The sequence below is a fragment of the Pseudomonas reactans genome, assembly GCF_013387025.1.
Lineage (GTDB): Bacteria > Pseudomonadota > Gammaproteobacteria > Pseudomonadales > Pseudomonadaceae > Aquipseudomonas > Aquipseudomonas reactans.
Window position 1 is genome coordinate 1 of record NZ_JACAQP010000216.1, and the last position, 438, is coordinate 438.

The 438-nt window shown below is 61.6% G+C and carries 1 protein-coding gene and 1 pseudogene; both read left to right on the forward strand.

Annotation, left to right across the window (positions count from 1 at the left end):
* Nucleotides 1-210: pseudogene (locus tag HX793_RS30990) on the forward strand (cytochrome C oxidase Cbb3); the annotation flags it as partial.
* A 10-nt stretch (nt 211-220) separates the two neighbouring features.
* On the forward strand, nt 221-438 hold a 218-nt coding region (locus HX793_RS30995), incomplete at its 3' end, for a cbb3-type cytochrome c oxidase subunit II (RefSeq protein ID WP_178905641.1).

Here is a 438-nt window from a genome sequence, read left to right on the forward strand (position 1 = left end):
CAGGGCCTGATGTGGCGTGCGGTCAACGAAGACGGCACCTTGACCTACTCCTTCGTCGAAACCCTGGTGGCCAGCCACCCTGGCTTCATCGTGCGGCTGGTGGGCGGTGCGGTGTTCCTCTGCGGCATGTTCCTGATGGCTTACAACACCTGGCGCACCGTGCGTTCGGCGCAGCCCGTCGAAGCCACTACCACTGCGCAGCTGGCCTGAGGAGTCTGTGATGAAACACGAAACGATTGAAAAGAACGTCGGCCTGCTGATGCTGCTCATGGTGCTCGCCGTGAGCATCGGCGGCCTGACCCAGATCGTCCCGCTGTTCTTCCAGGACGTGACCAACAAGCCGGTGGAGGGCATGAAGCCTTACACCGCGCTGCAACTGGAAGGCCGTGACATCTACATCCGCGAAGGCTGCGTACAGTGCCACTCGCAGATGATCCG